The organism is Dactylosporangium roseum, from assembly GCF_025264685.1.
Classification (GTDB): Bacteria; Actinomycetota; Actinomycetes; order Mycobacteriales; family Micromonosporaceae; genus Dactylosporangium; species Dactylosporangium roseum.
In genome coordinates, this window is the sequence record NZ_CP073721.1 from 5372568 (window position 1) to 5398096 (window position 25529).

23 protein-coding genes are annotated in these 25529 nt (G+C 70.0%); 14 read left to right on the forward strand and 9 right to left on the reverse strand.

Annotated features, from left to right (window positions below):
• Positions 1–11 precede the first annotated feature (11 nt).
• Both Drose_RS25110 and Drose_RS25115 read right to left on the reverse strand, forming a co-directional pair.
• Positions 12–1046, reverse strand: coding sequence for a C40 family peptidase (locus tag Drose_RS25110; protein ID WP_260723770.1), 1035 nt, complete (start codon positions 1044–1046; stop codon positions 12–14).
• Positions 1043–1498, reverse strand: a complete 456-nt coding sequence (locus Drose_RS25115) for a hypothetical protein (RefSeq protein ID WP_260723771.1) — start codon at positions 1496–1498, stop codon at positions 1043–1045. Before Drose_RS25115 ends, Drose_RS25110 begins: the two co-directional genes overlap by 4 nt.
• A gap of 113 nt (positions 1499–1611) precedes the next feature.
• Here Drose_RS25115 and Drose_RS25120 point away from each other — a divergent pair, with 113 nt between their 5' ends.
• The 9 genes from Drose_RS25120 to Drose_RS25160 are packed head-to-tail and all read left to right on the forward strand — an operon-like array spanning position 1612 to position 11720.
• Complete coding sequence (locus tag Drose_RS25120; protein ID WP_260723772.1) at positions 1612–2127, forward strand: hypothetical protein; 516 nt, start codon at positions 1612–1614, stop codon at positions 2125–2127.
• Positions 2128–2134: 7 nt separating this feature from the next.
• Positions 2135–2443, forward strand: coding sequence for a TrbC/VirB2 family protein (locus tag Drose_RS25125; protein ID WP_260723773.1), 309 nt, complete (start codon positions 2135–2137; stop codon positions 2441–2443).
• Between the two features lie 30 nt (positions 2444–2473).
• Positions 2474–3214, forward strand: coding sequence for a CCDC12/cwf18 family protein (locus tag Drose_RS25130; protein ID WP_260723774.1), 741 nt, complete (start codon positions 2474–2476; stop codon positions 3212–3214).
• Positions 3215–4579: a hypothetical protein gene (locus Drose_RS25135; protein WP_260723775.1), complete on the forward strand. Its 1365-nt coding sequence runs from the start codon at positions 3215–3217 to the stop codon at positions 4577–4579.
• Positions 4579–6045: an SCO6880 family protein gene (locus tag Drose_RS25140; RefSeq protein WP_260723776.1), complete on the forward strand. Its 1467-nt coding sequence runs from the start codon at positions 4579–4581 to the stop codon at positions 6043–6045. Before Drose_RS25135 ends, Drose_RS25140 begins: the two co-directional genes overlap by 1 nt.
• Before the next feature lie 16 nt (positions 6046–6061).
• The gene (locus tag Drose_RS25145) at positions 6062–7519 is read left to right on the forward strand and encodes an ATP/GTP-binding protein (RefSeq protein ID WP_260723777.1); all 1458 of its coding nucleotides are present in this window, start codon (positions 6062–6064) and stop codon (positions 7517–7519) included.
• Between the two features lie 21 nt (positions 7520–7540).
• Positions 7541–9367: a type IV secretory system conjugative DNA transfer family protein gene (locus tag Drose_RS25150; RefSeq protein WP_260723778.1), complete on the forward strand. Its 1827-nt coding sequence runs from the start codon at positions 7541–7543 to the stop codon at positions 9365–9367.
• Positions 9368–9378: 11 nt separating this feature from the next.
• The gene (locus Drose_RS25155) at positions 9379–10146 is read left to right on the forward strand and encodes a hypothetical protein (RefSeq protein ID WP_260723779.1); all 768 of its coding nucleotides are present in this window, start codon (positions 9379–9381) and stop codon (positions 10144–10146) included.
• Positions 10146–11720, forward strand: a complete 1575-nt coding sequence (locus Drose_RS25160; protein WP_260723780.1) for a serine/threonine-protein kinase — start codon at positions 10146–10148, stop codon at positions 11718–11720. The genes Drose_RS25155 and Drose_RS25160 overlap by 1 nt, the downstream gene beginning before the upstream one ends.
• A gap of 209 nt (positions 11721–11929) precedes the next feature.
• On the opposite strand, the gene Drose_RS25165 is transcribed toward Drose_RS25160, so the two are convergent.
• Positions 11930–12637, reverse strand: coding sequence for a response regulator (locus tag Drose_RS25165; protein ID WP_260723781.1), 708 nt, complete (start codon positions 12635–12637; stop codon positions 11930–11932).
• A 276-nt stretch (positions 12638–12913) separates the two neighbouring features.
• Here Drose_RS25165 and Drose_RS25170 point away from each other — a divergent pair, with 276 nt between their 5' ends.
• A complete protein-coding gene (locus Drose_RS25170; RefSeq protein ID WP_260723782.1) occupies positions 12914–14098 on the forward strand; it encodes a hypothetical protein in 1185 nt (394 codons plus the stop codon).
• A gap of 182 nt (positions 14099–14280) precedes the next feature.
• On the opposite strand, the gene Drose_RS25175 is transcribed toward Drose_RS25170, so the two are convergent.
• On the reverse strand, positions 14281–15702 hold the full coding sequence (locus Drose_RS25175) for a CBM96 family carbohydrate-binding protein (protein WP_260723783.1): 1422 nt from the start codon (positions 15700–15702) through the stop codon (positions 14281–14283).
• A 735-nt stretch (positions 15703–16437) separates the two neighbouring features.
• Positions 16438–17130 carry a response regulator gene (locus tag Drose_RS25180; RefSeq protein ID WP_260723784.1) on the reverse strand — a complete coding sequence of 231 codons (693 nt, stop codon included), beginning with the start codon at positions 17128–17130 and terminating at the stop codon, positions 16438–16440.
• 131 nt (positions 17131–17261) lie between these two features.
• On the opposite strand from Drose_RS25180, the gene Drose_RS25185 reads away from it, so the two are divergent.
• Together Drose_RS25185 and Drose_RS25190 are read left to right on the forward strand one after the other, a co-directional pair.
• Positions 17262–18533, forward strand: a complete 1272-nt coding sequence (locus tag Drose_RS25185; protein WP_260723785.1) for a sensor histidine kinase — start codon at positions 17262–17264, stop codon at positions 18531–18533.
• Positions 18534–18931: 398 nt separating this feature from the next.
• Positions 18932–19813, forward strand: coding sequence for a hypothetical protein (locus Drose_RS25190; protein ID WP_260723786.1), 882 nt, complete (start codon positions 18932–18934; stop codon positions 19811–19813).
• 216 nt (positions 19814–20029) lie between these two features.
• Here the strand turns inward: Drose_RS25190 and Drose_RS25195 are convergent, their stop codons facing one another.
• Both Drose_RS25195 and Drose_RS25200 read right to left on the reverse strand, forming a co-directional pair.
• Positions 20030–21043 (reverse strand): zinc-dependent alcohol dehydrogenase, encoded by a 1014-nt coding sequence (locus tag Drose_RS25195; RefSeq protein WP_260723787.1) that lies wholly within the window; start codon positions 21041–21043, stop codon positions 20030–20032.
• 334 nt (positions 21044–21377) lie between these two features.
• A complete protein-coding gene (locus Drose_RS25200; protein ID WP_260723788.1) occupies positions 21378–21710 on the reverse strand; it encodes an ArsR/SmtB family transcription factor in 333 nt (110 codons plus the stop codon).
• A gap of 387 nt (positions 21711–22097) precedes the next feature.
• Between Drose_RS25200 and Drose_RS25205 the strand changes: the two genes are divergently transcribed.
• Positions 22098–22469 carry a hypothetical protein gene (locus tag Drose_RS25205; RefSeq protein ID WP_260723789.1) on the forward strand — a complete coding sequence of 124 codons (372 nt, stop codon included), beginning with the start codon at positions 22098–22100 and terminating at the stop codon, positions 22467–22469.
• Between the two features lie 312 nt (positions 22470–22781).
• Positions 22782–23714 carry a formylglycine-generating enzyme family protein gene (locus Drose_RS25210; protein ID WP_449245939.1) on the forward strand — a complete coding sequence of 311 codons (933 nt, stop codon included), beginning with the start codon at positions 22782–22784 and terminating at the stop codon, positions 23712–23714.
• 235 nt (positions 23715–23949) lie between these two features.
• Here the strand turns inward: Drose_RS25210 and Drose_RS25215 are convergent, their stop codons facing one another.
• On the reverse strand, positions 23950–24408 hold the full coding sequence (locus Drose_RS25215) for a nuclear transport factor 2 family protein (protein WP_260723791.1): 459 nt from the start codon (positions 24406–24408) through the stop codon (positions 23950–23952).
• Between the two features lie 22 nt (positions 24409–24430).
• On the reverse strand, positions 24431–25519 hold the full coding sequence (locus Drose_RS25220; protein WP_260723792.1) for an NAD-dependent epimerase/dehydratase family protein: 1089 nt from the start codon (positions 25517–25519) through the stop codon (positions 24431–24433).
• Positions 25520–25529 lie beyond the last annotated feature (10 nt).

Here is a 25529-nt window from a genome sequence, read left to right on the forward strand (position 1 = left end):
GCCGAACGGGTTCAGACCAGGCGGTTGGCCGGAACAACGCGTCGAATGCCGACGACACTGCGGGACCATCTCGCAAGCGTGTTGATCTGGACAAGTTCGCCGGTCTTCGGGGCCTCCACGATCAGGCCGCTGCCGATGTACATGCCGACGTGCCCGGGATTGGAAGGCGTGCCGTACGCGCCGGCCTTGAACAGCAGGTCTCCCGGCCGCACCTGGCTGAGGCCGGGAACACGCATCGGCAGGTTGATCTGGTCGAACGTCACGCGCGGAATGCTGTACCCAGCGGCACGGTAGGCCATCTGCATCAGCGAGGAGCAGTCGCAGTGCTTGCTCAGGTTGCTCGAGTGGGCGTCGGTGCAGTCGCCACCGTACACGTACGACGTGCCGCACTGCCTGAGTGCCCAGCCGATGGCGGTTCTGACGGCCGGCGGTGTGTCGGCCGGCAGGGTGAGGGACAGGTCGACGTCGCCGCATTTCGGCGGGATACCGCACGGGTCTTGGTCGAGCTGGGCACCCGTGGACGGCGACACGCTGCCGAGAATCTTGGCCACCATCGCCTCCGCCCGTGCCACGAACTGGCCGTACCGGTCCGGGCGGCCGCTGCGCTCCACCTTCTGGGCCGCCACATCCAGCGGCAGGCTCTGCCAATTCGGCACCTTCAACAGCACCGAGTAGAACTTCGTGCTCGCGTAGACCGGATCGGTCACCTGGGCATAGCTGCCCCAGCCCATGCTCGGCCGCATCTGGAAGAGCCCGGCCGAGTCGAGGTGGCCGCCGGACATGTTCACCAGATCGGACTCCGTCATCGCGGCCACGATCGCGACGACGATGCCGCGCCGCGGCACCCGCAACTTCACCCCGACCTCGACGATCGTCCGCGCGTTGGCCATCTGGTCGGCTTTGCTGAATCCCCCGGAGCCGCCGGGAGTGAGACATGACATCGACCGCTCGCGGGCGATGGCCAGGCCGGGCACCATCGACAGGCAACAACAGCCGACCACCAGTGCCATGGCGGTCACGGTCAGGTAGACGGGAAGCTTGTTCACCACTCACCCCAAATGAACTCGTTGTCGGTGACCAGCCATCGGCCGTCGATCTCGGCCACGGTGACGAACAACGTGCCCGTGTCGGTGGTCAGCCGATAGAGGCCCAGCAGCTTCGGCGCCGGTCGGTTCAGCACGACCGGGCGACCGAACACCACGGACGCCGGCACGGTGCCCGGCTCCGTGCCGCGCAGCGCTTCGGCGAAACCGGGCTCGCACAGCGGCGCGATCGCGGCCCACCACCGGTCGGCGGGGAGGTCTTTGCGCACCCACGCGGCGGCGAAATCGGCGGCCTTCCGGGCCGGCGGTGACGCCGGACCGACCAGTGGGTCCACAGTGGACATCTGGAGCGACGTGCGTGTGATTGCCGGCTGTTGCTCAGTTTGCGATGACTGCTGCCCAGAACAGCCGGCCGTCAATGCCGAGAAAGCCAGCAGTACGGCCGTGAACAGCATGCTTCGACCCATCGTCACCCCTTCCTGGATCGCTGCTTCTGTTGCAAAATACGGGCATCAGCATGGTGCTACAGTCCACCAGCATTCGCCAGATCCGATTGGACGCCCCCGGCATGGTTGACTCATCGCCAGCAAGAACCCCGCAACCGGGCCTGCCGGTGGTGTCCCGCCCGCGGCATACCCCATCGGACCAGTGGCCGGCGTTGTGGTGGATCGGCTGCCACGGCGGCGCCGGCGCCACAACCCTCGCGCGGCTCACCGACCTCGGCGCCGACGCACACGCCGCGTGGCCGACCCCGCCACCGGACGACAGCGCACGTGTGGTGCTGGTGTGCCGGGTCAGTGCCACCGGCACCCGGGCGGCGACGGTGGCCGTCGAGCAGTGGAAGCGCCGGCTGGTCCCACCGCGGACCGAGTTGCTCGGGGTCGTGGCGGTCGCCGCGTCGAGCCGCCGCCCACCGCGCCGCGCCGCCGAGCGGCTGCGACTGGTGTCCGGTTGGGTGCCGGCGACCTGGCGGGTCGGCTGGGTCGAGGAGTTCCTGGCCGCCGACGACGCCCGTGACGTCGGCGTGCCGCCCGACGTCGCCGCCCTGCGCCATGCCCTCAGCCGTGCCATCGTCTCGAAGTGAGGAAGCCATGTACCTGATCGATGCCATACACCACCAGGTCCAGAGCATCGCCGACGCGACCCCGGACTTCGGGTGGGCCGCACCGTCGCCCAACAAGAACGCAAAGGTTCCGTTCGAAGGCAAGATTCAGCAGTTGATGGGCTGGGTCTACTGGATCGCCACCGCCGCTTGCGTCGTCGGTGTCATCATCACCGGCGCCAAGATGGCGATCTCCTGGCGTGGTGGCAACGATGCCAACGTCGCGCAGCTCGGTTGGGTGCTGTTCGGCTGCATCCTCGTGGGCGGGGCGGTCAACATCGTCAACGCGATGCTCTGACCCGCGCGGTCGCGAAAGGGGAACGACACCATGTGGCGAGGCGTGGAGCAGCCCGACTACGCGGGCCCGCGGCAGCCGTGGACCCGACCCGGGTTCGTGGCCGCTGCGGCATTCATGGTCGTGGTGGTGCTTTCTGGGATCGGTGTGGCCTTGTCGGCCGGAGGGGATTCGGGCGCTTCGGCGACCGGCGCCCCCTCGGTCGACGCGGCGTCGCCGCCGGACGAGGAGGAGTCCTCGTTGCCGACGGACATACCGACCGCACCGCCGGACGATGTGTCCTGGCAACTGTTCGGGCAGGTCGCGGTGCCGGTGAGCGCCACCGACGGTCCACGCCGGATCACCGAGACGACCGCCAGCGGCTACGCGCACACGCCGACGGGTGCGCTGACCGCGGCGGCCCAGTTGATGACGCGGGCCGGATACTACAACGGACGGCGGGTGTGGGAGCCTACCATCACGGAGCAGTTCGTGCCCAGCGCGGATCGGGATCAACTCCTCGCGAAGTTGCGGGCACTGCCGGAGGAGCCAACGGATCCCGGTCGGCCGGCCCAGCTCACCGGCTTCCGTTTCCGGTCCTACCGCCCCGAGACGGCGGTGATCGACCTGCTGCTGCAAGTGCCGAACGGCACCGACTCGTCCCAGCTTGCCACTGCCACGGTGTGGTGGCGCGACGGCGACTGGCGCATGGTTGCCCCACCGGACGGATCGTGGACCTCGCTGGTGCGTCCCGTCACCGACCTGACGGACTTCATCCCGTGGGGAGCCCAGTAGATGTGCAGACCGGACGTCGATCTATTTAATTGCCTGCTCCCCTCGGTCCCCGATCTGAATCCGAGCGGCATCGCATCCAACCTTTTCGAGCAGGTGTTCAATTGGCTCTCGACGGAGATGGTCAAGTCCGCGGTCGAGGTCCTGGAGCTGACCGTCACGTCCTGGGTCAACGTCTCGTCCAAAGACACGCTGCGCTCCGGCCAGTCGACGATCGACCAACTGATGAACCACACCCAGTGGCTCACGCTCGCGATCATGGTCACCTCGTTCATGATCGCGGGCGGACGTATCGCGCTGCAGCGCAACGGGCAGGAGGCAGGTGAGCTCGCCAAGGGCGTCGCCTGGCTGGCGGTCCTCAGCGCCGGCGGAGCAGGGGCGATGCTCCTGGTGACCGAGGCCGGTGACCTCTACACAGAGTGGATTCTGAACGCGGCAACCAGCGGCAAATTCAACGATGCGCTCATGGCCCTCCCCGGGATGCTGACCACGGGGATCACGTCGCTCATGGCCATATTCCTGCTGATCATGTTGATCTCCGCCGGTCTTCTGCAGATGCTGCTGTTCTTCGCGCGGAACGCGGCGTTGATCTTTCTCGTGGGGCTCCTCCCGCTCGCCGGCGCGATCGGAATGACCAGTGGCGGTCAGGCGGTCCGCCGGCGATACGTCACCTGGTTGATCAGCTTCGCGCTGTACAAACCCGTCGCCGGCACGATCTACGCCGGGGCGTTCTGGATGATGCAGAAGGGCAAGGACCTGACGACCTTCATCACCGGTGTCGTGGCGATGTGCATGGCGATAGTCGCGCTGCCGGCGTTGATGCGGCTGATCTCGCCCGTCATCACGATAGCCACGTCCGGCTGGAACGACCAGGGCAGCGGCATGGGCAGGGCCTCGTCGACGCTGTCGGTCGCCAACGGTGCGGCGCCGTTCTTCGACAAGCTGCGGGCGCGTGGCACGGCGGCGCTCAAGGACGGGCCGAGCGGCAGCGACAGCAAGCCACCGTCCGGCACCAAACTGCCCGACCAGAAGGCATCGGGTTCGGACCGCAAAGACGGCATGGTCCCCGGGCCGGACGGCGTCATGGTCCCCAAGAGAGGAGGCGGCCAGGTCACCGGGCCCGGGGGCGGTATTTCCAAGGTCGTGTCACCCGCGCCATCATCCACCGCGACCGCCGCCTCGACCGGCGGTGCGCCGACGGCCGGGGCGGGCGGCGCTGCGGCCGGTGGTGCTGCGAGCGGCGCCGCGGCGGCCGTTCCGATCGGCGCCGCCCTCGCCGCGGTCTACATGGTCGCGAAGGCACCCGCCAACGCGGTGCGGAAGATCGGCGCGACCGCCGCCTCGGGGATCGACGAGGCCGACTACTGATGGCAGCGTCCATGACCGAGCCGGCCCGCCGGCAGCGCACCTACGGCAACTGGCGGTTGGGCACGCGGGCGGGCCTGTTCGGGCTCGGCCCGGCCGGCACGATCGCCGCGTTCGTCGTCATCGTCATCGCCGCGGCGTTGCTGGTCGTGTCCTTCATGGCGGCGGTGATCGCCGCGGTGGTCGGCGCGCTGGTGCTCACGCCCCTGGCCATCCGGATCAACGGGCGCACCGGGTTGCAGGCACTCGCCGCGCGGATATCGTGGTGGCTCGGGCGCTCGGCCCGCCAGCACATGTACTTCTCCGGCATCGCCTCGCCGGTCACCGACAAGCACAAGCTGCCCGGCATCCTCGCCCAGTCGCAACTGTTCGAGGTGGAGACCGGCCGGGCCGGGCGGATCGCCGTGGTGGTGGTGCCGCAGAGCCGCCACTACACGGTGACGCTGCGCTGCGCCCCCGAGGGCACCGACCTGGTCGACCAGCCGGTCATCGACGCCCGGGTCGCGCGGCTGGCGGGCTGGCTGTCCTCGCTGTGCCGGGAGCCGATGCTGGTGCAGGCGCAGGTCTCGGTCGAGACGACGCCCGACCCGGGCACGGCGCTGACGGCCGAGGTGGAGGCGACCACCCGGCCGGACGCTCCGGCGCTGGCCCGGCGGGTGCTGGAGGAGGTCGTACGCACGTATCCGGCCGGATCGGCGAAGGTGGACACGTTGGTGTCACTCACGTTCACCCCGCCGGCGGGTCGGAAGTGGTCGCACGAGGACACCTGTCGCGAGGTCGCGGCCCGCCTGCCCTACCTGCATGCCGGGCTGACCGGCGCCGGCGGCTCGGCGATCGTGCCGCTGACCGCGGACGCGCTGATGCGGGTCGTGCGGGGCGCCTACGACCCGGCCGTCAACCAGGATCTGGAGCGGGACACCGAGACGAGCCTGGAATGGTCCCAGGTCGGGCCGGTCGCCGCCCGAGAGGCGTGGGACTTCTACCGGCACGACTCGGGCATCAGCCGGACGTGGGGCATGGCGGAGGCGCCCCGCGGCGTGGTCTTCTCCAACACGTTCAGCCGGCTCTCCGAGCCCGATCCGACGCTGCTGCGCAAGCGCACCACCATCATGTACCGGCCGTTCAAACCTGCGGAGGCCGCGCGTCTGGTCGAGACCGACAAGCGCGACGCGCGGTTCACCGCGTCGAAGAAGCCGCAGCCCACCGCGCGCGACCTCGTCGACGTGGCGGCCGCCGACCAGGCCGCCGAGGAGGAGGCCGTCGGGGCCGGCATCGTGCGCTTCACCGTGCTGGTCACCGCCACCGTCGAGACCGAGGCCGACCTCGAGGAAGCCAACAGCATCATCCGGTCGCGGGCCGGTGAGGCGCGGCTGTCCCTGCGGCCCATGTACGGCTGCCAGGCGGCCGCGTTCGCCGCGGGACTGCCCACCGGCGTGCTGCTCAACGCCCACGCCAGCATCCCATACTGAGCGAACAGGACATCGCATGGCGCAGCAACCCACCCGCGTGCGACGACCGACCCGCACCGGTTACGCCGGTCCGGGCGGCGGGCGGCACTCCTGGATCGAGGCACCGACCGAGTACCGTGGCACCACGGTCCAGGTCTGCGGGCTGTGGCCCTTCGGCACGGGCTCCGCCACGCCGATGGTCGGCGTGCCCATCGGTCGTCATCTCTACACGGGTGCCACCGTGTGCTTCGACCCGATCTCCTGGTACACCCGTGCCCGGCTGATCAACAACCCGAGCGTGTTCATCGAGTCCGAACCCGGCATGGGCAAGTCGACGGCTGTGCGACGGATGGTCCTGGGTCTCACCGCGCGCGGCGTCACCCCACTCATCCTCGGCGACCTGAAACCGGACTACGCCGCGCTCGTGGCCGCGCTCGGCGGGCAGGTCATCCGCGTCGGACCGGGCCTGGACCGGATCAACCCACTCGACGCGGGTCCCTGGCGCGACGTGTTGAGCAGGGCCGACGCGAAGGCCGCCGCGCAGATCCGGGCAGTGGTGGCCGACCGGCGGCTCAACATGCTGCTCGCGCTGGCGACCCTGGCCCGGCGCGGACCGGTCGGCGCCGACGAGGCCACCGTCATGGCCGCCGCCCTGCGATACCTCGGGGAGCGTGAAGGAGACGAGCAACCGGTGCTCTCGGACGTGGTCCGCGTCATCCGCGACGCGCCGCCGGAGGTACGTGCGGTGACCCTGTGGCACCGCGACTCGGACATCCCGAGGTACCAGGACGACACCGCCAATCTCCAGCGCACGATGTTGGCGTTGCTGCACGGCGCGCTCGGCAGCACCTTCGAGGGCCAGACGACCGTACCGATCGATTTCGACACCCCGGCGGTGTGCGTCGACATCTCCAGCATCGACGAGAGTGACGAGCTGCGCACCGCGGCCGCGTTGCTCACCACCTGGTCGTACGGCTTCGGCAAGGTGGAGGCGGCACACCGGATGGCCGACCTGGGACTGGCACCGCCGCGCACCTTCTTCGCCGTGCTCGACGAGCTGTGGCGCGCGCTGCGGGTCGGGCACGGCCTCGTCGACCGCGCCGACGCGCTGACCCGGCTCAACCGGCAGAAGGGCACCGGCGTCGCGTTCATCACGCACACCCTGGCCGACCTCGAGGCCCTGCCGACGCTGGAGGAGCGGGCCAAGGCGCGCGGCTTCGCCGATCGAGCCGCTGTGCTGATGATCGGACCGTCGTCGGACCAGGAGCTCGACTCGGTGGCGAAGGTTCGACCGCTGTCCGAGGCCGAACGCGCCGAGGTGTTGTCGTGGTCGGCCCCACCGTCGTGGGATGCGCATGACAACGACATCGTCGGCCGGGGCAACTTCCTGATCAAGGTCGGTAGCCGGGCCGGCATCCCGGTCCACCTCGAACCGACCGACATCGAGAAGCGACTGGGCAACACCGACTTCCGCTGGGCCATGCACCAATCGTGACGTTCCACCCTGGAGGTACCGGTGGCTTCGAAGCCTGACGACGACAAACTCGGGGGTCAGCTCATCGTTGCCCTGTTCGGGCTCGGTGGTTGTACCGGCGCGGTCGGCGCCGCGTTCTGGCTCGCCGGCCAGCTCTCGGCCGTCCTGACCGGGCACGGCTGGCCACGGTCGTCGCTCCGGCACGACCTCGTCCCCATCATCCTGGCCTGGAAGGACACACCCGGTGACCCCGCACGGGCGTGGGCGACAGCGGCCGGTGTGCTCATCGGTCCGGCCTGGTTGGTGTACCTCATCTTTCTGACGCTCGTCGCGCTGCTCGGCGCCGTCGCGTTCTGGCTGGTCAAACTCTCGCTGAACTGGCGGCGCCGGCGCGGGCTGCGGCTGATGCGGCTCGGCTTCGCGTCCGGTTGGGAGATCCGGCGGCTGATCGGCGCCAAGGCCACCGTCCGGCGGGGCCTCTCGGCCCGGCCCGCGGTCGCCCGGCGAGGGCCCGTCCGGCCGTTGGACGTCGGGTTCTTCCTGGGCCGGGACTACCGGTCGCGGGAGAAGCTCTACGCGTCGGTCGAAGACACCGTGCTCATCGTCGCCCCGCCCCGGCAGGGCAAGGACGCGCACTTCTGCACGCCGTTCACGCTCGACGCACCCGGTGCCTGCGTCGTGGTCACGACCGGCGTCGAGGCCTTCACCACCACCTACGAGCACCGTGCGGCCCTGGGTGAGGTGTACGTCTTCGATCCGAACAACATGACCAAGTGGTACCAGCGGATGCGCTGGTCGCCGGTCCGCGGTTGCGAGTCACCCGACACGGCCGACGACCGCGCGAAGGTCTTCGTCAAACAGGCCGGCTTCACGCTCGGCGACGAGGGCAGCTACTCGGTCGTGACGTCGGCGATCGTCATCCTGCGCTGCTACCTGCACGCGGCCGCGCTGCACGGCAAGGGCATCGCGGATGTCGTCGCGTGGGCGACCGAGCCCGCCGACCCGGAGCCCCTGCGTCTGCTCCGCCGGGCCGAGGAGGCCCGGGTCGGCGCGCCCGGTTGGGCGAAGCAACTGGAAGCGAGCATGCAGACCGACGCCGAGACCCGCAGCGCGCGGTGGGCCGCCGTGGTCCAGTCGATGAGCTGCCTGTTCGACGCCGGGGTCCAGCGGGAGTGCTCGCCGGATCCGAACGAGGTCTTCGACGTGCGGCGGTTCGTCGCCGGCCGCAACACGCTGTACGTGCTCGGCAAGGAGCGCGGGGTCAATCCGGTGACGCCACTGGTCACCATGTTGGTGGAGGACCTGTTCGGCAAGATGCGCGCCATCGCCGCGCGGATGCCCGGTGGACGGCTCGAGCCCCCGGCCAGCTTCGAGCTCAACGAGGCCGGGTTCATCTCGCCGATGGCCAGCCTGCCGCGATACATGGGCCTGATGGGCAAGTCGTCGATCAGCTTGCACGTGTACCTGCGGTCGCTCAGCCAGGCTCGGGACAAGTGGGGCAAGGAGGGTGCGGCGGCGATGTGGGACCACGCGGCGATCCGGATCGTCGCCGGTGGCGGCGGCACCGTCGAGGACCTCGAAGAGGTCTCGAAGCTGCTGGGCGACATCTACACGCCCAGCGGCGAGAGCCTCGGCCGGCGGATCCTGACCGCGGACGAGATCCGCACCATGAGGTTCGGCCGGGCGGTGCTCGTCGCCCGCGAGGCCCGTCCGGTCGAAGTGCGGCTCACGCCGTGGTGGCGCCGCCCCGACGCACGAGAACTCGCTGCCGCCAAGGCCGACACCGAGGCGCGGCTGCTCCAGTTCGCCGAGCACGCCGACGGCGACGACGCGGTCCAGCGATACATCCGCTCCGCTCCGACGACCTGACGGCGGTATCGATGAACGAGTGGGGAGCCGACGAACACCTGCTGACCGTGCTGCACACCGCGGCACGGCGGGACGACGACGAAACCTACCTGGCCACGCTGCTCGACATCGGCCTGGTCCTGCCGACCTCGCCGAGCGACGAGGGGTGGCCGATGACCGAGACCGACGACGGTCCGATCGTGTTCGCGTTCTCCTCGGTGGAGCTGATGCGCGCCAGCCTGGCCGACCACGTCGTGACGGGCGTCGTCTGGCCGGTCCTGGACCTCCTGCACACCTGGCCGGACCCGGCCTGGTCGCTGCTCGTCGACGGCTCGCACGGCTCGCAGGTGCTCATCCTGCCGGACGCGATCGCCCAACTCGCGACGCGGGCGGTCGACGCCTACCCGCTCGACACGGCGCTGCGCGGGGCCGCCGGGCACCCGCGGTCGTACCTCAACACGCTGATCGCCGCCGACGTGGTCGTGCCGCTGCGGCCGAAGGGCTCGCCGACCCATGACCTGGCCAAGCCCGACTTCGCGTGGTGGCGGACCGGAGACTCGGCCGCAGACCCGGCGGTGGTGCTGTTCAGCTCGCCGGTCCGGTTGCAGGTGAGCCTCGGCGACGTGCCCTGGCTGGTCGCCCCGTTCGTCGAGGTCGTACGGCACTTCCCGGACGGCTGCGCGGCGCAGGTCGACCCCGACCACCAGATCGGCATGCGACTGCCGGGCGAAGCGATGGCCGGGATGGCCGCCGTGCTCGACACCGTGTTGGATGTTCACCCGATGAGGCAGGCAGGCTGATGACGACCACGAGATTGTACGATCGCATCGTCGAGGGGTATCGCGTCGTCGGCCGCATCCGGCGCGGCCCGGAAGCAACGGTCTACCACGCCGTCCGCGAGGCCGACGGCACCGCCGTCGCGCTGAAGGTGTTGCGGACCGATGCCCGCGTCGATGCGGACCTGTCCCGCCTACGGCGTCTGCCCCGGCACCCGCACATCGTGCGGGTGCTCGACGTGGGGCGGGCCGTCGACGGCCGTCCCTACCTGGCGATGGTGTATTACCCCGACGGGTCCTATGCCGACGCGCTGAACCGCTCGGGGCCGGTCGAGGTCGCCGAAGCGGTGCGCGTCGGCATCGCCGTGGCCGAGGCGCTGCAGGCCGTCCACAACATGAACCTCATCCATCGCGACGTCACGCCGGCCAACATCCTGTGCGGCACCGACGGTGCGGCGCTGACCGACTTCGACATCGCCGAGAGCCCTGCCGAGTTGGCCGGGACGGTGGCCCTCGACCGGCTGACCCCGCCCAACGCGTCGCCGGAGTCGCTCCTGCGCCAGCCGCAGGATGCGCGCTCCGACGTCTACAGCCTCGCTTCCACGCTGTGGACGCTGCTCGCCGGCCACCCGCCCTTCGCGGTCGACGGCGACGCCTCACCCGATCCGTTCGACTACCGCGAACGGGTGCTGCACGACGCCGCGCCGCCGCCGGTGCCGGTGCCGGACGTGCCGCTCTGGCTCCAGGCGTCGCTTCGCCGGGCCATGGCACGAGCCCCCGAGGACCGCTACGCGAGTGCCGCCGACTTCGCCGCCGCGCTCCGGGACGCCAGCGAGCCGTGGCCGGACGGCGTGCCGGAACCGGGCCAAGCCGCCGAGCCGGCACCACCCGTCCTCGCACCGCCGGTAGACCCACCGCTCCTCGCACCACCGGTAGACCAACCCATGCTCGCAGCACCGGTAGACCCACCCATGCTCGCGCCGCCGGTAGACCCGCCCGTCCTCGCACCGCCGCTCGACGTGCCCGTGCTCGACCTGGACGACGGCTGGTGGTCACGCGAGGAGGGGTCGCCCGGTGCGCCACCGGACGGCGACCCGTCGGACGACGCGTACGAGTCCTTCCGCCCCTACCGCCCGCGTCGCTCCCGGCGGAGCCTGCGGACGGTCGGAGTCGCCGTCGTTCTCTTCGCGGTGGTCGGGGTCGCGGCCTTCGTCGTCGCGCCGATGATCCGCGCCGCGGTCCGGGGCCCCGGGGCCAAGCCGACCCCCCAGGCGTCACCGGCGCTCGATGCCACCCCGCAGGACGTCGCCTTGTCGGATGAACGGGTCGCGGTGACCCTGACCTGGCGCGATCCCACCGCCGGCGAAGCGGCCTTCTTCATCGTCGGCACGCCCACGGGTGGCACACCTTCGACCGTTGCCAACGCGGCCCGGGGCACGACCTCCATCCGCATCAACGGCATCAATCCGACGGTCGACTATTGTTTCGTGCTCGTCGCCGCCTTGTCGGTCGACCGGGTCGCCAACGCGAAGCCGGTCTGCACGCAGCGCTTCCCGGCCACGTCCGCGTCACCGTCGACGTCGTCCGGCCCCAAGTGATCGGGCGCGAGGCTGTCGCCGATGCCGACGGGCAGGGCGGCGTGCCACCAACGGTTCCGGCGCAGCCGTTGTCCCCGGCCTTCGGCGCCGTCTTCGTGAGCACCGTGGTGCGAGCCGGAACGCGCGAACAGAGGTCGGGCGCGGTCCGGACGAGGCGCACCCTCCGGCGCTCGGTGACCGGGGACGTCGAGCACTCGTCGGCGTCCCGTCTACGACCACCGTGGTGGCCCGGACCCGGGGACGACGAGTCCGGTCTCGTAGGCGAGCACGACGGCTTGCGCGCGGCTGGTGAGATTGAGTTTTGCCATCGCCCGATTGAGATGGGTCTTGACGGTTGCCTCGGTGATGACGAGGGAGGCGGCGATCTCGGCGTTGGCGGCACCGGTGCCGACCTGGCGCAGGACCTCCAGTTCCCGGGCGGTGAGCCCGTCGAGGTCGACCGGCCGTTCGGGCGGTGTCGGACCACCACGCTGCGCGTATGCCTCGATGAGCCGCCGGGTGACGGTCGGGGCGAAGAGCATGTCACCGGCCGCTACCGTGGCGATGGCGGCCAGCAGCCGCTCCGGCGGCGTGTCCTTGAACAGGAAGCCGTGCGCACCGGCTTGCAAGGCGTCGTACACGTACTCGTCGAGGTCGAAGGTGGTCAGGACAAGGATGCGCGGCGGACTGTCCCAGCTCTTGGCCTCGGCAAGGATGCGCCGGGTCGCATCGATGCCGCCGGTGCCCGGCATGCGGATGTCCATCAGCACCACATCGGGCCGGTGGGCGCTCACCAGGTGGACGGCCTCGTCACCGTCCGCCGCCTGACCCACGACCTCGTAGCCGGGCGCGGCGCACAGCAAGGCAGCCAGACCCGCCCGGATCAGCACCTGGTCGTCGACGACCAGCACCCGGATCGTTTCGATGTCGCGTCCCATCGCCTCCCCTGTGGCACAGTTCCGCAGGCCCCCCGCGCTGGCAAGACTAGCGCCACCGTGAACCCCCGCTCCGGCCGAGGACCGGGATTCAGGGTGCCGCCGTGGAGCGGTGCCGTTCCGCACGACGACGTCAGGCAATCCCCGGCCGATCGAAGGTGTTCCTCGGTGACCGCGCCCGGCTCGCGGTTCCCCGCGATGTTGGCCGTCATGGACAGAATGTCGGTCTTCTCACTAAATCAACCGTCATAACTATCTATAACAGAGGATGGGTGGCATATGCCGACTTACCAGCGGATCCTCGCGGTCCTGAGCACGTCGCTGCTGATGAGCGCCCTGACGGCCTGCGGCTCGTCGGACGACGGCCCGGGCAGCGGATCAACGGCCGCCAACGGCCCGGGTGCCGAGTTCCGGGACCGGAATCTGCTGGTCACAGCCGTCTGCTCGACCGGCGCGAACGGCGGCTGGCTGGTAGAGGTGGACGGCTGGGACCCGAAGACCTGGAAGCACGAGGCGAAAGCCGAGTTCCCGGTCCCGGCCGATGTCGTCGCCACCGAGGAGCAGGCCGACGCCGGATCGGAGGTCCGCTCGGGTCTGCTCGCACTGTGCACCCACGACCCCCGAGGCCCGCTGAGCAGGAGCACCCGAGACGGTGAGGGCGACGCGGCATCGGTGCGGCTGGTCCGATCACTGTTCGACCGCGACTTCACAAAAATGGCCGTGGTCATCCGGAACGAGAACAGCGGTGCCAGCCACGTCGGCTACATCGATCGCGGCGGCAAGCTCACCGACCTCACCGCGACCGACACCGGCTTCGGATCCATACCCAGGGAGCAGCGCGCGGTCCTCAGTTCGGACGGAGCGGACGTCTGGTTCATCTACCGCGCCGACGGCGCGTGGAAGGTCGGCAGCCGATCGACGGGCGCGGACCACAAGCTCACGGACCGAGGTGCCGGCAAGGTGCCCGACCTTCCGCTGTTCCTGGTCGGCGACCCGGTCCGCGCGCTGACCGCGTACAACGTCGTGGTCTCACCCGACGGCAAGCGCTACAGCGGCTGGACACCGGGCAACAACAACGACGACGTCTTCGCGGTCCCGGCCGGCACCGCGGCGCTCACGGAGACCACCCCGAAGGTCGCGGACAACGGCTGTGCGGGGGCCGTGGGCTGGATCGACGACAACACCCTGCTGTGCTCGATCGGCAGCGACGACAACCTGGCAGTGGTCACCGTCGACGGTCCGAAGGGCAAGGAGCGGCAACCCATCCTCCCCGACACCAACCGAAGCAACATCGGCATGGTGATCTCCCCCGACGGCGGGCAGGTCGTCTTCCTCAGCGCGTCCGGGACCGAACGCGAATACTGGATCACCGCAACCAAGCCGGGCGCCACGCCGAAGAAGGTGGAACGCACCGGCGAATTCTCCACCCTGGGCGACACCGCCGTCTTCGTCGAATGGCGCTGACGCCACGCGCAGCGAGCACTTCCCGCAAGCCGAGGTAGGCCGGTCACAGCAGCACGGCGGCGGGATGCTCGCTGCCCCGCGGGACGGTCCGGCGGCCGGTGAGCGGGGAGAGTGCGGCACCACGCGGGTCGCCGCGGAGTCCATAGTAGACTCACGCGGCGGCCCGCGGACGCATCAGAGGGTCACGCGCAGAAGTCGCGCCACGCCGCGACCCCGCCTGCATCGCGCAAGCGGTAGTCACCGGTTGACCAGTTGAGGTCGAACCAGAGATTCCACAGCGACCCGCGCTGTTCCAGATAGGCATTCATCGCGCGGACCCACGCCGCGCGGCCGGTGCCGTCGTCGCCGGCCGCGACATGGCTGCCCATCTCGGCGACGCCGAACGGCAACCCGACCGCCGCGTTGGCGGCCACGGCGCGATCCACCAACGTCGCCGGCGCGAGGTAGACGCCCTTCGCGGCGGTGGGATCGTAGTTGTACACGTCCCAGGCGAGCACGTCGAGCACTCCGTCACCAGGGTAGTAGTCCCGCCAGTTGCGCCCGGAGTCCGGGTTCACCGTCCACTCCATCAGCACCTGGGTGGCGTGCAACCGCGGGTTGCCGGCCGCGGCGGCGAGCCCGGCCAGCCGCTGCCAGGCGGACCGGTACTCGGCGGCGGTGAACTCACCGCCGCGGATGTTGTCCTCCGGCTCATGGTAGTAGACCCAGTAGATGTCCCGGTCACGTGGCGCCGACGCGAACCACTGCCGCATGAACGCATCGTGCACTCCGGCCGCGTGGTCGCGCGCGTTGCCCTTGAAGGACACGACGAGCGTACGATCACCGGTGTCGAGCGGGCCGGGCCAGGCGGGCGGCAGGCCACCGTGGAAGAACCGGACCGCCCCCATCTTGCCGAACAGCCCCTCCTCCCGGGCCAGTCCCTGAGTCCAGGTCTCGCTCCCCTCACGGGCGAACGAGGTGCCACATCGGGTGGCTGGCGCGACCGGCGCGTAGGTGACGGCGATCCGCGGCCCGTCGGCGCCTTGCTCGCGCGAGTGGAACACCGCCGCGGACTCGGCGGTCGGGTTGGCGAGAGCGAAGGAGAGGGAACCGGTCGCGGCCGCGACCGTGGCGGTGACGTCGAAGCTCAGCTTCGTGGTGCCCTGCGCCGGTACGGACGCGGTGGCGAGCAGTGCGCCGATCGCCGGCCGGGTGGCGTAGGTGATCGACTCGGCCCACGCGGTGTCCGTCACCGCCCGCAGCTCGACCGCCGCGGGCTGCTGGGTGAGCCTCTGGAAGGTCAGGTCGAGCCGCGCACCCGCCACCCGCTGACCGGCCGGCGGTGCGGGCAGGGCGAACCGCAGGAATATCTGTGAGTGCCACGGGGTGGACCAGGACGAGGCGGCCAGCTTGGCGGCGGTGCCGAACGCCGCGGTCGGCTGCTCCTGTACCACGTATGTGTCAACGGCGGCGGACACCGGTGTTTCGGCCGCCGCCGGCGCTCGCGCCACGCCCGCCGCCGCCGGCCCTTCGGCGGTGGCCGTGGCCATTCCCACTGCCGCGACCGCCACGACGACCACGCCAATCAGCGCGAACCGCCATCCCCTGCCGCGCAATCGACTCATGACAACCTCCAGAAGACGTGGTGCTGGTAGTACACAGTTCCTCCATCGTCCGTAGTGGACATTTGTGAGCGGCCAAGGTCGACGGTGCCGCTCAGCAGATTCCGCCTCCGGTCGGGGCGGTCGCGTAGGTGGCGATGGCATGCTCGCCGTCGAGCCGCATGAGCCGCGCTCTGGCTCGGGCTCATTCGACCGGCGGTGTCCCGGCCAACTGGACACCCACACCAAGCATCAGGCCCGTCGCGGCGGCACCGGCAGCCATCGGAAGGACGGTCAGGACCCGCAGCCAACCGCGACAGGACGGGATCGGCGGCTCGGGTGGCGGACCGAGAACCAGCTCCCCGGTGGGCAACGACGGCGCGGCCCGACCAGGCGGGCGAAGGACGATCACCACCCCCACTGACACACCTCCCGTCGTGGTATTACCTGCCGGGTAAAACCGTCGCAGTATGCCGACCAGTGCCGTCAAACCCTTGTGGTATAGGCGTTTCCTGATGTGCTGGCCCATAGTAGACACCGGTGAACGCGAGCGCGACCACCGGTTGGGAACGGTTTTCCGGAGGACGCGCAACCGCAACGACGCACCACCGCAGCATCGAACGGGTCCATGCCCTCGTGCCACACCTGGTCCGCCTCGCGACGACTGACCTTGCCACCGAACCGCCGGAGGACGGCGGTTGGGTGCCGCGCCGCACCACCGGCTCGGAGCTCCGGGCGGCTACCGGCCCCACCGGCCCTCTACGGCCGGGACGGGCCGCCGGCCGGGGCGCTGCGCTGCGGGGTCACCAGCCCGGTCTCGTAGGCGACGACCACCGCCTGGGCCCGGCTGGAGAGGTTGAGCTTGGCCATGCTCCGGTTGAGGTGGGTCTTCACCGTCGCCTCACTCACGGTCAGGTGTTCGGCGATCTCACCGTTGGTCATCCCTCTGGCCACCAGCCGCAGGACCTCCGCCTCCCGTGCGGTGAGTGCGCTCAGATCGGCCGGAATGTCGACGTGTGCCTTTGATTGCTGCGCGTACGCCTCCACCAACCGCCGGGTGACGGACGCCGCGAACAGCATCTCGCCGGCGGCGACGGTGTGGATGGCGGCGAGCAGCCGCTCCGGCGGGCTCTCCTTGAGCAGGAAGCCACTCGCTCCGGCACACAGCGCCGCGTAGACGTACTCGTCGAGGTCGAAGGTGGTCAGAATGAGGATCGCGCACGGATTGCCGCCCGCTTCGTGCAGGATCCGCTCGGTGGCCATGACGCCGTCCAGGACCGGCATCCGGATATCCATCAGCAGGACGTCGGGTCTGGTGGACGCGGCCAGTGCGACCGCCTCGAGTCCGTCGCAGGCCTGACCGACCACCTCGAGGTCCGGGGCGGCGTTGATGAGCGCGGCGAGTCCCGCCCGGACGAGCGCCTGGTCGTCGACGATCAACACTCTCGTCATCAGCAGCCTCCGGTCAGCTCACCGTAGCGCGTCCTTGATCAACCATCATAGCGTTTCACCATCCATCGATTGCGCAAGTACATCGATGCGCGGCGACTGTGCGGAAACGTCGAGCGCGCTACGCTGCGCCGATGCGGTCAGGATCAACGAGGTGGTTCGCCCGGGTCAACGCGGTCGTCGTCGACGCACTCATCGCGGTGGCGCTCGCGGGCGCGAGCTGCATAGCGGGTAACCAGTACACACCCGCCGGGTGGCCCCGATTCGACGCGCCCGCCTACATCCTGACCTGCCTCGTGAGCCTTCCGCTCGCCGCCCGCCGCCGCTTCCCTGTGCTCGTACTGCTGGCGACCAACGCCACCTTCGTCGCGTACGTCGTCGCCGGCTACCAACCGTCGCTGAACTGGTGGAGCCCGATGCTCGCCTTGTTCTTCGTGGCCGCGAGCCGCACGAGCGACACGGTGCTGGTCTGCTGGGCGGTGAACGGCTCCGCGATGCTGTACAGCGGCATAGCGGCCGGCCTGCCGCTGTTGTTGTCGGCGGCGCAGACGCTGCTGATACCGCCCACCGCCGTCGCGGTGGGGGTCACCAACCGGCGGCTGGCCGAACGCAACGCACTGCTCGCCGCACTGACCTCCCGGCTGCACGCCGAGCAACGCGAACGGGCACGGCAGGCCGTTGTCGAGGAGCGGGTGCGGATCGCTCGCGAGCTCCACGACATCATCGCCCACCACATGTCGGTGATCTCCATCCAGGCCGGCCTCGCCAAGTACGTGCTGACCTCGGACCCGAGCACCGCGAACTCCGCGCTGGCCACCGTCGCCGACACCAGCCGCGAGGCGTTGGCGGAGATGCGGCGCATGCTCACCCTGCTCCGGGTCGACCCCGCCGACTTCGACGACACGGCGGGTACGGAGCCTCAGGACGCCCGCGCGGTCAACGACCCCGCGCCCGGGCTGGACCGCCTCGACGCGCTGGTCGACCGGGTACGCACGGCGGGCCTACCGGTCGAAGTGGTCGTCACCGGCGAGCGCAGACCGCTCGCGCCCGGGGTCGACCTCTGCGTCTACCGGGTGATCCAGGAAGGGCTGACCAACATCCTCACCCACGCGGGACCGGCCCGCGCCACCGTGGCCCTGATCTACCGCGACGACGGCGTCGTCGTGAGGATCACGGACAACGGCCGCCGGCCACCGGCCCGGACGAACCTACCGCGGCCGGGCCGGGGCCATGGCCTGTCCGGCATGCGTGAGCGGGCCCGCGTCTACGGTGGGTCGCTGTCGGCGGGACACCGCAAGGAGGGCGGCTTCGAAGTGGTCCTCACGCTCCCCTTCGAGGGTCTCGGCCAGGCCCGGGCCGCCGATGACACGGCCCTGCCCCTATCGGTGCCGTACCGCGCCGGTTGACCGGGATCAGACCACTACCGCAGCGGATTCGCCCTTCCGCCGCCGAACCTCGGGAAGCGCGCCGGTGACGCCGGCTTCGGCTCGACCGGCGCCGGTGCGGGCACGTTGGGCAGAGCCGGCCGAGACGCACTGCTGCGCACTGCCGGCGGATCGGGCCACAGGCGGGACAGATGGCCCGGCGAGGTCGAGTGCCAGCCGATGTAGAGCTTTGCGAGCCGCCTCGACGGCGATCCCGACAGTTCGCCGCCCGCCCGGACGCGCGGGTGCGCATCGCAGGGTCGGGTCGCCGGTCCCATGTGGTGCGGGCACATCGGCCCTCGACGGGATGCCACCGGCGGCGCAGTGTCGGCTGTAGGACGATCGGTCGCGGCGCCGCTGTCAGGAACAGGGAGGGACCCATGCGCAGCACACGGGTGCTCGGGCTGGAGCTGATCGCGCTGGGCCTGGTGATCGCCACGGCCGCGGTGCTCGGCCCGTTCGTCACGGAAGTCATCCACTACCGCACGTCGGCGTCCGGGCTCAACCAGATCACCGGCGGTGACGCGGCGGCGCTGCTGCTGGTGGCACCCGCTTGCTTCGCTGTCGGGGCGCTCGCGCTGCGCGGGCACCGAGCCGCACCGGCACTTGCCCTCGCGCCCGCCGTGTTCGCCACCTACACCTACGCCCAGCTTATCGCCGGCGAGGAGTACGGGCGGCTACCCGGAAACAACGAACGCTTCTTCCCGCTGCTGTACAGCGCGTTCCTGCTCGGCGGCATCGCCACGGTCACCGCCTGGCGCGCCGTCAACCACACCGCGCTACCGGAGCCGGGCCCGCGGCTGCGGCGGATCACCGCGGCGACGCTGGTCGGCGTGTTGCTGCTGTTGGCCGGGCAGCACCTGCCCACCCTCGCCGACGCGTTGCGCGACAGCCCGCACCGCGCCGAGTACCTGTCCAGCCCGACCGCCTTCTGGCTGGTCAAGCTCATGGACCTCGGCCTGGTCGCGCCGGCGGCGCTGGCGACGGGCGTCGGGCTGCTGCGCGGCGCCGCGTGGGCGCGTCCGCCGATGTACGCCATTGTCGGCGCCTACACACTGCTCGGCGCCGCTGTGACCGGCATGGCTGTTGCCATGATCGCCCGCCACGACCCGGACGCCTCGGCCGGCTTCGCCGCCGGGTTCGCCACCCTCACCCTCGCCTTCGCCGGACTCACCTACGCCGTGTACCGGCCGCTGTTCGTCACTGACAGCCCCGTCCGGCCATCGGCGCTGCCGCCTCTCGCGGCCGGCTCACCCCGGTAGGCGTCTGCTCCCGGAGACCGGCAGCAACGCGGCGTTTGCCGCCGGATGTACGTCCGCGAAGCAGGACGGGAACGCGGATCGGCCGACCCGGCTCGTGCGGGGCGGGTGTCCGCGGCGGTGCCGAACCTTCCGGCCGGGCAGCGCCGAGCCTTCCGGCCGGGCGGTGCCGACCGGAAGGCTCGGATGCGTTGCGGCCACCTCGGCACAGGTCGGCGCTCAGAACTCGAACACCAGGCGTGCCGGCACCCGGCCGGCCAGGACATCGTCGAAGCAGGCGTTGACCTCGTCGAGCTTGCGGGTCTGCGAGATCACCCGGGTCCGGCCGGCCGCGTGCAACGCGAACACCTCGGCGAGGTCCTGCCGGGTGCCGACGATCGAACCGATGACCGACTTGCCGCCGAGCACGGTGTCGAAGATGGGAACCGGGATGCTGCTGCCGCCGGCGGGCAGGCCCACGCAGACGAGGCGGCCACCGCGGGCCAGCGACCGCAGCGCCTGCTCGAACGGCTTCTCGGTGGCGGCCAGCACGATGGCGACGTCCGCGCCGCCGACCGCCTGGATCTCGGCGACAGGGTCTGCGGTGCGCGCGTTGACCAGGTGGTCCGCGCCGAGTTGCCGGGCCAGTTCCAGCTTGGCCGGCTCGACGTCGACGGCGGTGACGAGACCGCCGACGATCCGCGCGTATTGCACCGCGAGGTGTCCGAGCCCGCCGACGCCGAACACGGCGACCCGCTCGGCGGGACGCAGGCGCGCGACCTTGATCGCCTTGTACGTCGTGACACCGGCGCACGTCAGCGGCGCGGCGTCCAGTGAGGACACCCCGTCCGGCACCTCGACCACGCCGCGCTCGTAGGCGGCCGCATACTCGGCGTACGCGCCGTTGACCGAGTATCCGCTGTTGAGCTGCCGCTCGCACAGCGTCTCCCAGCCTGTCAGGCAGTACCGGCAACGCCCGCACGCCGCCGCCAGCCAGGGAATCGCCACCCGCTTGCCCAACCAGTCGGCGGTGACGCCGTCGCCGACCGCCTCCACCACGCCGACGCCCTCGTGGCCGGGGATGAACGGTGGTGTGGGCTTCACCGGCCAGTCGCCTCGCGCGGCGTGGATGTCGGTGTGGCACAGCCCGGACGCCTTGATCCGGACGAGAAGCTGGTCCGGCGCGGGCGTCGGGATCGGGAGCGCCTCGATCTGCAACGGCCGGTCGAAACCGGTGACGACGGCTGCTCTCATGACGGTCTCTCCTTCTTCAGCAGGTCCGATGCTTGTGGCGTACGTCCATCGAATCCGATGATCTGCTCACCCGGGCGATCGCGCGCGTGCCGAAGGAACCGTCACCGTAGGGCCGTCCGTCCCCTGTTCCGGACCGGGCACCGCTGAACAGCACGATGTGCCCGGGCGGCCCGCCGTCGACCCGCCCCAGCGGGCACGCCGGCCGGGGCGCCGCACGCTGACCAGCGCGACGACGATGCCCCGGACCCGTACTCCGTCCTGATCGAGTGCCCGGACCCGGCGCAGCGTACGACCGGCTGCGGCGAGCGCGTCGGCGGTCGCCCGGGGGTCGACGTTACTCGTTGCGGGCCCGGAGCTCGACGAGGAGTTCGTCACGGTCGGTAAGCATCTGTCCCAGGATCCTGCGGCCGACGGCGAGCAGGTCCGCGATGTCGGGGGTGCTCAGCGAGTACATCACCAGCGGGCCGTCGCGGTAGGACGTGACGATCCCGGCGCGGCGCAGGACCGCCAGTTGCTGTGAGAGGTTGGACGCCTCGATCTCGATCTCGGCCAGGAGATCGCGGACCGGTCGCGGCCCGTGCTGCAACAGTTCCAGGACCCGGATGCGTGCCGGATGGCCGAGCGTGCGAAACATCTCCGCCTTCGCCTGATACAGCGGTACCGACATGTTGCCACCATCTCCGCCCCGGTCCTGGCTCGCAGGCTAGCAGGAACCGGCCGTCGAGCGCGGCTTTCGCGGGTCGACGCAGCAGCCACTTGACAACTTGTCCACTTGAAGAAGTCGTCAAGTCGACGCTTACGAACAGTAACAGCGTCTTATGCATCCGGCACACCATGTCGGACATCGTGTGCGACTCCTGTCCCGCGGTATACGCAACGCTTCGCTCCGCAACGCACCGTCGCACCAACCGAACCCGAGCGACACCGGATACGACCGCACCATCCCTGACACGACCGCCGCGGGGCGGCTCGCCGGCTTCGGTCGGCGCCGTCGCATCCGGGCACAAGGCCGTCGTCACATCGCAGCACCTGTGAGAACTGGAGGACATCGCAAATGCCGGACATGGACGTCGCGTTGAAGGACGCGATGCAGATCGACGGCGCGCTCGGCGCCGCCCTCGTCGACTACAACAGCGGAATGGCCCTGGGCATCGCCGGCGGGGCCAAGGACCTCGACCTGACCATCGCCGCCGCCGGCAACTCCGACGTGATCCGCGCCAAGCTGCGCACGATGGAAATGCTCGGGCTGAACGAGACGATCGATGACATCCTGGTCACGCTCAGTGATCAGTACCACCTCATCAGACCGCTCACCGGACGTTCCGGCCGCGGCCTCTTCCTCTACCTCGTCCTTACCAAGGCCCGGGCCAACCTCGCCCTCGCCCGCCACCACCTACGTCAGATCGAGCAGGGCATCGACATCTGACACAGCCCGCCGCACCGCTGCGCTCACGCCCACCTCGCAGATCGAACACTCCGCAGCCGGTGATGTGACACCGGTTGCGCGGATCCGTCATCGACCTCCGGTCCGAACGCCCGGACGTGATGGCCGCGCTCTACAGTCGGCTCAAGGAGATCTGCCGGGACGAGTCGAGCGGTTTGCCGTTCGACGTCCGCGTGACAGCCGGTGGCCGAACCGGCAGGTCGGCAGGGCAAGACGTGATTCGGGAATCGGGAGCAGTTGGTGAGTAGCGCGTGCTGCGGGCCGGAGCGGGCGTCCGCCGGGAGGGCGGTCCCGTTGGTCCTTGATGGTGGTTCGCACGGCCCCGGACCCAAGGCGGGCGGAGCCGGGACTGTCGGGGCCGGGGTCTCGGACGCCGCCGCGGTCGATCTGGTCGAACTGCCGGGTGGCACGTTCCGGATGGGTTCGCAGGACCCTGACGCGAACGTGGGAGACGGGGAGGGGCCGGTTCGTGAGGTGCTGCTGCGACCGTTCGCGATCGCGCGCACCACGGTCACGAACCGGCAGTTCGCGGCCTTCGTCGACGCCACGGGTCACCGCACCGGGGCCGAGCGGTTCGGCTGGTCGTTCGTCTTCGCGGCTTTCCTTCCCGCGGCGCTGCGCCGCGGTGCCCAGCGACCCGCGGCGGCGCCCTGGTGGTGCCGGGTGGACGGGGCGTCGTGGCGGGTGCCGGAAGGGCCGGGCAGCTCTCTGGACGAGCGTTGGGACCACCCGGTCGTCCACGTGGACCACGACGACGCGCTGGCCTTCTGCGCGTGGGCGGGCCTACGCCTGCCCACCGAGGCCGAGTGGGAGTACGCCGCACGCGGCGGGCTTGACGGGGCGCGGTACGCATGGGGGGACGAACTGCACCCCGGAGGAGAGCACCGGTGCAATATCTGGCAGGGGCGGTTCCCGGCGAGGAACACCGCCGAAGACGGTTGGCGCGGTACGGCGCCGGCGCACAGCTTCCCGCCCAACGGGTACGGCCTGCACAACGTTGCCGGCAACGTGTGGGAGTGGTGCGCCGACTGGTGGGGGGTCGAGCATCCCGCCACGAGCACGGACAACCCGCGCGGCCCGGCGTCGGGTTCGGCGCGGGTCATGCGCGGCGGGAGCTACTTGTGCCATGACTCCTACTGCAACCGGTACAGGGTCGCCGCCAGGACCAGCAACTCGCCCGAGTCTGCGAGCGGCAACCTCGGCTTCCGCTGCGCCGCCGATCGTTGATCGTTGCAAGCCACGAAGCCAACAGCCCTGGGCCAATAATTCAGGCGCGGGGCGTCGCCGCCGAGACGTGCCGGCCGGCGCAATCCGCCGTCATCCCGCTCGACCTCACGATCATGGGAAAGATCTGGCTGCCGGGGCAGCCGCATCTTTCCCATGATCATGGAGTCGCCCCGGCGATCGAACGAATCGGGCAGCGGCGGAGCCGCGCTATCCGTGCGTATCCGCAAGGTGCTTTCTACTCGTCCCGTGGCTGGCGCATGTGGCGGGACGTGTCGACGTCGAGGCGTCGAGATATTCGACGGACGTCGAACCGCCATCCGCCGGCGTCCTTCACGTAGAGATCCTGGTAGTCGTTGACCGTGATGACCTCCACGTTGCCATGGTCGGGATGGTGCTGGAGGACGGTGATGACCGCTCGTCCCCTGGCCTCGGAACCGCTGATGTCGACGCTGAGGTTGCTCACAAGGTGGAGGGTCCGAGGCGAGCCGTCCGGATACACGATGACGATCTCGTCGAGCCACTTGCGGATGGCATCGCTGCCGTGGAGGCCGCGCCAGGTGCCGTGTTCGAAGAGCGCGGAGAACCGGTCGAAGTCGCCGGCGTCGATGGCATCGGCGTACTCGTAGTTGAGCAACCGGATGCTCTCCCGCGCCAAGAGCAGCTCGACCCGCTCCTCCAGGCCTTGCTCCGTCATGCCCATGCTGTGACTCCGTTCATCACTCGTACTTCGGGGCGGGCACCCAGCGGTCACGGATCAAGGAGGACGCCCAATACCGGAAGCTGTCCTCGCTGTCGATGAAGTCGTCGAAGCCGGCGGCGCGAATCTTCGTGGTGCTCAGAATCCGGTGTCGAGCCTTTTCCCACCCGTACGCGAACGCCCAATCAGCGAACTGCGATGACTTGCCCACGATGGCCGCCAGGTCATGCTGGCGGAGCTCGTGCCGGGCGGCGAGTCGCGCCCAGACGTCGCCGTTCTCGGCGAAGAACTCGGCCATGCTCCTCGGGTTGTCTTCACCGACCTCGACACCGAAGGAGTCTGCGATGACGGGCCAGAGGCTCCGCCACTCGAACACGTCTCCGTTGGTCACGTTGAAGATCTCGTTCCTGGCCGCGGGGGCGTCTCCGGACCACCGGATGGCGTGAGCGAGGATCCTCGTGTCCGTCGCCTCCCAGATCACGCTTGGCCCGCCGGGGAAGGTGAACGGCTCCTTCCGCTCCCTGCACAGAGCCGCATAGGCGCCGAGGATGGGGACGATGCTCAGGGACACGCCTGACCCCTCGCCCCAAACACACTGCGGACGAAGCACCGACCACGCGACACCCGTCCGGTCCGCATAGTCCCGGACCATGTCCTCCTGGAGAAAGTAGAAGTTCTCGTGATCGTCTCGAGGTGCTCGCTCTCGCGCCGGAATCGGGATGTCGTGTCGGTGGGCGCCGTACGCCTTGGTCCCCTGCAGCAGGGCGATGTGCTCGATCCTGTTGTCGGCGGGGATCGCCGAGAGAAGGTTGCGGAACATGGTTCCGTTGGTCTGGATCTGCTGTTGGTCGCGCCACCCGGCGACGAGACCGTCGAGTTCCAGCACCGAGGCGTAGACGATCCTGTCGCTCGTGCCGAGTTCCTCGGCGACGGTCTGCACAGACGCGCGATCGGTGAGGTCCACGGAATAGAGGCTGAGCGACGGGTCCGGTGACAGGTCGGGAACGCGTCGTGAGATCCCGACCACATCCCAGCCCTGCGCGAGGAAGTCGGCGATGCACTGGCGTCCGATGAGCCCCGTTGCTCCGGCGACCAAGACCTTCGGCACTGTACCTCCC

Excerpts from the sequence above, each read along its gene's own strand:
- Drose_RS25160 (WP_260723780.1), top strand. The coding sequence starts at position 10,146 with ATGACGACCACGAGATTGTACGATCGCATCGTCGAGGGGTATCGCGTC.
- Drose_RS25140 (WP_260723776.1), top strand. The coding sequence starts at position 4,579 with ATGGCAGCGTCCATGACCGAGCCGGCCCGCCGGCAGCGCACCTACGGC.
- Drose_RS25215 (WP_260723791.1), bottom strand. The coding sequence starts at position 24,408 with ATGACGGAGCAAGGCCTGGAGGAGCGGGTCGAGCTGCTCTTGGCGCGG.
- Drose_RS25165 (WP_260723781.1), bottom strand. The coding sequence starts at position 12,637 with ATGGGACGCGACATCGAAACGATCCGGGTGCTGGTCGTCGACGACCAG.
- Drose_RS25185 (WP_260723785.1), top strand. The coding sequence starts at position 17,262 with ATGCGGTCAGGATCAACGAGGTGGTTCGCCCGGGTCAACGCGGTCGTC.
- Drose_RS25205 (WP_260723789.1), top strand. The coding sequence starts at position 22,098 with ATGCCGGACATGGACGTCGCGTTGAAGGACGCGATGCAGATCGACGGC.
- Drose_RS25155 (WP_260723779.1), top strand. The coding sequence starts at position 9,379 with ATGAACGAGTGGGGAGCCGACGAACACCTGCTGACCGTGCTGCACACC.
- Drose_RS25135 (WP_260723775.1), top strand. The coding sequence starts at position 3,215 with ATGTGCAGACCGGACGTCGATCTATTTAATTGCCTGCTCCCCTCGGTC.
- Drose_RS25115 (WP_260723771.1), bottom strand. The coding sequence starts at position 1,498 with ATGCTGTTCACGGCCGTACTGCTGGCTTTCTCGGCATTGACGGCCGGC.
- Drose_RS25195 (WP_260723787.1), bottom strand. The coding sequence starts at position 21,043 with ATGAGAGCAGCCGTCGTCACCGGTTTCGACCGGCCGTTGCAGATCGAG.
- Drose_RS25130 (WP_260723774.1), top strand. The coding sequence starts at position 2,474 with ATGTGGCGAGGCGTGGAGCAGCCCGACTACGCGGGCCCGCGGCAGCCG.
- Drose_RS25180 (WP_260723784.1), bottom strand. The coding sequence starts at position 17,130 with ATGACGAGAGTGTTGATCGTCGACGACCAGGCGCTCGTCCGGGCGGGA.
- Drose_RS25190 (WP_260723786.1), top strand. The coding sequence starts at position 18,932 with ATGCGCAGCACACGGGTGCTCGGGCTGGAGCTGATCGCGCTGGGCCTG.
- Drose_RS25170 (WP_260723782.1), top strand. The coding sequence starts at position 12,914 with ATGCCGACTTACCAGCGGATCCTCGCGGTCCTGAGCACGTCGCTGCTG.
- Drose_RS25175 (WP_260723783.1), bottom strand. The coding sequence starts at position 15,702 with ATGAGTCGATTGCGCGGCAGGGGATGGCGGTTCGCGCTGATTGGCGTG.
- Drose_RS25125 (WP_260723773.1), top strand. The coding sequence starts at position 2,135 with ATGTACCTGATCGATGCCATACACCACCAGGTCCAGAGCATCGCCGAC.
- Drose_RS25145 (WP_260723777.1), top strand. The coding sequence starts at position 6,062 with ATGGCGCAGCAACCCACCCGCGTGCGACGACCGACCCGCACCGGTTAC.
- Drose_RS25200 (WP_260723788.1), bottom strand. The coding sequence starts at position 21,710 with ATGTCGGTACCGCTGTATCAGGCGAAGGCGGAGATGTTTCGCACGCTC.
- Drose_RS25120 (WP_260723772.1), top strand. The coding sequence starts at position 1,612 with ATGGTTGACTCATCGCCAGCAAGAACCCCGCAACCGGGCCTGCCGGTG.